We start from the raw sequence: 4,291 nt of genomic DNA, 5'->3' as shown, positions 1-4,291 counted from the left end.
GAGTGATCTTCTGACCGGTCGCGCCGCCCACCGGCGCGACCTGCCGGACAGTTTAAAGGGGCGCCCCTCGGGGCGCCCCTTTTGCATGTGAGGGCTGCGGCCCTGTCCGGGAGGGGCCATGCGAGGCAGGGTCCCTCCCGGGGGTCATCGCTCATTGGTAGGAACGGATGACGGCCTTGGCGCGGGCCTTCTGGTTGGCGGCGCCGTCTTCGTCCTGCACCAGCTGGTAGGCGGCGACAGCCTGGGCGTTGCTCAGGGCCTCGACATTTGCGTTCGGTGCAATGCGCTCGAGGGCGGCGCGGGCGTTGTCGCCGGTGTTGTAGGCCTGGGCCGATGCGGCGCCGGTCAGGGCGGCGACGGTGGTGATGGCAGCGGCGGTGAGGGTGATGAAGCGTTTCATGATATCGTCCTTTGGTTCCTAGATGCACATGAGGTGCTGTTTGCGTTGCTATCCGTGCTTCGGATGAGTTGGATATCGGACGAAACCCCCGCAGTTTCAAATCACGCCGCAGCTCACGCAGGCTCGCGAACTCTTGTGCTTGAATGTGAGCGATCCACTTCCAATGGCGTGAAAAGTCTTTGGAACATCAACGTTTCAAGGGGCATTCAACCGGCGCAGGATCACAGCCTCGACGAGCCCTGCGTGAGCTGTGAGCCGATTTGAGCCGGCACCACCCGATGCGATAGCAGTTGTGAGCCAGCGCACATAATGGATTTCGCCGGTCCGGCGCCCGTGATGGCTTGCCTGAAACTGCGGTGACGCTAATTTTTCGCCATGAACGAGCTTGTCCCGCGCACCGATGACGTCATCCATTCCGCCTATGTCCTGGCGGGCGACCGCCATGGGCGAGAGCTGCCGGCGGCAGACGTGCCGGAGGTGCTGCGCAGCGAAGAACTCGGCTGGGTTCACCTGCGGGCCCAGCACCCCGATACGCCCAGCTGGATCGTCGAGAATCTTTCCTATCTCGATCCCACCATCATCGACGCGCTGGTCGCCGAGGAGACGCGCCCGCGCGTCACCCGCATCGGCGACGGGCTCATCGTCATCCTGCGCGGCATCAACACAATCGAGGGGCAGGACCCCGAGGACATGGTCTCGGTGCGGATGTGGATCGACCCCTATCGCATCGTCAGTCTCGCCCGCCGCAAGGTGCGTGCCATCGAGGAGATCGCATCAGAGCTCGCGCACGGGCGCGGCCCCTGCGACTGCGCCGAGTTCCTCGTCGCGCTGGTGGAGAGCCTCACCCAGCGGATCGAACGGCACTGGAACGGCATCGACGATACCGCGGACGACCTCGAGGAAGCTGTGCTCGACGAAGCTGGCCCCGAGATTCGCTCGCAACTTGTCGATCTGCGCCGGCAGGCGATCATCCTGCGCCGCTACCTGCAGCCGCAGCGCGACGCGCTGCGCAGCCTACAATATGGTCAGCCGGACTGGCTCGAGGCGGACGACCAGCGCCACCTTGCCGAAGAGCTCGACGCGCTCGAGCGCGTGGTCGAAGACGCCGACGCGATGCGTGAGCGCATGGCGCTGGTGCGCGACGAGCTGAACAGCCAGGCCTCGGAGCGGCTGAACCGGAATATGTACCTGCTGTCGATTCTCTCGGCGGTGTTCCTGCCGCTGGGATTCCTCACCGGATTGTTCGGAATCAACGTGGCCGGGCTGCCCGGAACCGGCGAGCCGCTGGCCTTCTGGATCTTTGTCGGAGCGCTGGTGATCGTGGCCGCGCTGCAGCTTGCGGTGCTGCGCAGAATGCGGTGGATCTGAGGTGCTTTTCCCGCTTGCAAACCCGCGGAGCCTCTCGTAAACGGAAGCCCGGCCTTAGGGGTATAGCTCAGCTGGTAGAGCGACGGTCTCCAAAACCGTAGGTCGCGGGTTCGAACCCTGCTGCCCCTGCCACTTTCTCAGAAAATCAGATGATTGCCGCGCGAGGCCATTAAGGCGGGGTGCCTCGTTGCACATACGCAAGCCCTGGTCGATGCGGCTGTCGGTCCTGCGCAAGAGGCGTCAGGGCGGGCCCGGACTGCCATGTCCCGCGACGACCCCCCTATGGCTCTTCACGCTCGAGGGTCGCTCGGGCAGGCGGCCGCGCACGAAAAAGGGCCGCGCGAACTGCGCGGCCCTTCTGTCGGTCGTGCACCGGAATTACGACAGCGCTGCTTCGATGTCGGAGCGCATCTCGGTGTCGTCGTTCGCGCCATAGATGGCGGCACGGATCTTGTTCACCTGCTCGGTGGTGAGCACGGTCAGATCGGCGTCGGGCACGATGTTCTTCACGGCCTGCACTTCACCGGTGGTCAGGTTCGGAGCGGCGCTTTCCATGCTCTCGAGCAGCTGGATGCGGACGTTGTCCGGGTTGTCGTCCTTGTTCACCAGGGCGATGACTTCCTGCTTCTCGGCAGCGCTCATCTCGTTCAGGCGCCATTCCGGTACGTAGGCCGTCAGGTCCATGTTCGACACGTCAGCGGTTGCCGGGCTCGGGTTGTCCATCGCGGCGATGGCCTCGATGCGGGTGGCCTTCTCGGTGTCGGAAACACCGCTGTTGGCGACTGCGAACATCTCGACGACCTGGTCATCCGAAAGGATCGAGAAGTTTGCTTCCGGGTAGTACATCTTAATGGCGGTTTCTTCGGCCTGCGATGCTGCAAAGGCGGAGGTGGCCATGGTTGCGGCGAGGGCGGTGGCGGTAAGAAGACGTTTCATGATACGATCCTTTCGTCTTGTGGTTCGTTAATCTTGTGTTGTGCAGAGCGTGGCGCCCTGCGTTTGTGACCCCTCAACCGCCGCCGGACCGCAAAGGTTCCTGCCGGGAATTCGCGAAAATAACTCTGCCAACCCTCTGGTTTCCCCAGAGTTTTCTCTACGGGCGCGTGAACGCTTCGGGGCTGGAATGGTTGCTTTTCAAAAGCGGGGATTTTTTCAGCTTTTCGTGAGACCGGGCGCCCGTCCCGTGATCGGTTGCGAGCTGCGCGTGAGCGGCTCCCGCCCTTGCCAGCGGGCGCCGGTCCTCGTATATGCCCGGAAACCGCACGGAAACGGAAAGCACGCCGCGATGGCCAATCCCATTCAGTTCATTCAGCAGACCCGGGCCGAGGTCTCCAAGATCGTCTGGCCGACCCGCCGCGAGGTGCTGCTGACCACCGTCACCGTCTTTATCATGGCGGCGCTGACCGCGAGCTTCTTCGCGCTCGTCGACATCCTGATCCGCAGCGGGCTGCAGGGCCTTCTGTCGTTCTTCGGCTGAGGCCGGGGCGAAACCGCGTGCCGGGCCTTGAATTCGGCCGGGCAGGGCGGTAGGGGACGGGACACTTACCTCAGGCGGGCGTGCAGCGATTCGAGTTGCACGCCGGTTTTTGTTTGGGGCGAGGCCGTTCCGAGGCGCAAACGCCTCACGAGAAATACGGTCGCGTAGACGCGAAAGACTGCCGGCAGAGCTGACCGGCGCAAGGTTGGAAGAGGGGCCCTATGGCGAAGCGGTGGTATTCGGTCAGTGTTCTGTCGAACTTCGAGAAGAAGATCGCGGAGCAGATCCGTCAGTCTGTCGAAGAGCAGGGGCTCGAGGACCAGATCGACGAGGTCCTGGTTCCGACCGAGGAAGTCATCGAGGTGCGTCGTGGCAAGAAGGTGACCACCGAGCGGCGCTTCATGCCCGGCTACGTGCTGGTGCACATGGAGATGTCGGACCAGGGCTATCACCTGGTGAACTCGATCAACCGCGTCACCGGCTTCCTTGGTCCGCAGGGTCGTCCGATGCCAATGCGCGATGCCGAGGTCGAGGCGATCCTTGGCCGCGTGCAGGAAAGCGACGAGGCACCGCGCACGCTCATCCACTTCGAGGTGGGCGAGAAGGTCAAGGTCAACGACGGCCCGTTCGAGGGCTTCGACGGCATGGTCGAGGGCGTCGACGACGACAACCAGCGCCTGCGCGTGTCGGTGTCGATCTTCGGCCGGGAGACCCCGGTCGAACTGGAATTCACTCAGGTCTCGAAGCAGGGCTGAGGATCGGTGGCGGGCTTGCCCGTCGCCCGCGGCAGAGATGCCGCTTCACCGTGGGAGGCGAGGTCATCGCGATGACCGGACCAGACCACGCAACGCAGTAGCCCCGAGGACGCGTCCGAGGGGTGTTGTAAAGGAGACAGACAATGGCCAAGAAGCTTGCCGGCGTCATGAAGCTGCAGATCCCTGCAGGTAAAGCCAACCCGTCGCCGCCCGTGGGTCCCGCCCTCGGTCAGCGTGGCATCAACATCATGGAATTCTGCAAGGCGTTCAACGCCAAGACGCAGGAAATGG

The 4,291-nt window shown here is 63.6% G+C and carries 5 protein-coding genes, 1 tRNA gene and 1 pseudogene; 5 read left to right on the top strand and 2 right to left on the bottom strand.

Annotation, left to right across the window (positions count from 1 at the left end; genetic code table 11):
- Positions 1 to 151: 151 nt before the first annotated feature.
- Positions 152 to 400 (bottom strand): hypothetical protein, encoded by a 249-nt coding sequence (locus AC6RA4_RS23610; protein ID WP_500164454.1) that lies wholly within the window; start codon positions 398 to 400, stop codon positions 152 to 154.
- A 375-nt stretch (positions 401 to 775) separates the two neighbouring features.
- Between AC6RA4_RS23610 and AC6RA4_RS23605 the strand changes: the two genes are divergently transcribed.
- Together AC6RA4_RS23605 and AC6RA4_RS23600 are read left to right on the top strand one after the other, a co-directional pair.
- Entirely contained in the window at positions 776 to 1,768 is a 993-nt protein-coding gene (locus tag AC6RA4_RS23605; RefSeq protein WP_500164452.1) for a zinc transporter ZntB, read from the top strand.
- Positions 1,769 to 1,824: 56 nt separating this feature from the next.
- Positions 1,825 to 1,900 (top strand) — tRNA-Trp (locus tag AC6RA4_RS23600).
- Between the two features lie 246 nt (positions 1,901 to 2,146).
- Here AC6RA4_RS23600 and AC6RA4_RS23595 read toward each other — a convergent pair.
- Positions 2,147 to 2,704 carry a hypothetical protein gene (locus AC6RA4_RS23595; protein WP_500164450.1) on the bottom strand — a complete coding sequence of 186 codons (558 nt, stop codon included), beginning with the start codon at positions 2,702 to 2,704 and terminating at the stop codon, positions 2,147 to 2,149.
- A 349-nt stretch (positions 2,705 to 3,053) separates the two neighbouring features.
- Here AC6RA4_RS23595 and secE point away from each other — a divergent pair, with 349 nt between their 5' ends.
- The 3 genes and pseudogenes from secE to rplK form a co-directional block, all read left to right on the top strand.
- A complete protein-coding gene (gene secE / locus AC6RA4_RS23590) occupies positions 3,054 to 3,245 on the top strand; it encodes a preprotein translocase subunit SecE (RefSeq protein ID WP_500164448.1) in 192 nt (63 codons plus the stop codon).
- A gap of 221 nt (positions 3,246 to 3,466) precedes the next feature.
- The gene (gene nusG, locus AC6RA4_RS23585; protein ID WP_222601866.1) at positions 3,467 to 4,000 is read left to right on the top strand and encodes a transcription termination/antitermination protein NusG; all 534 of its coding nucleotides are present in this window, start codon (positions 3,467 to 3,469) and stop codon (positions 3,998 to 4,000) included.
- Between the two features lie 143 nt (positions 4,001 to 4,143).
- Positions 4,144 to 4,291 (top strand): annotated as a pseudogene (rplK, locus tag AC6RA4_RS23580) (50S ribosomal protein L11); the annotation flags it as partial.

The sequence above is a fragment of the Salipiger sp. genome, assembly GCF_059781815.1.
Note: the sequence above shows the minus strand (reverse complement) of the source record. Positions and strands in the feature narration are given on the sequence as shown.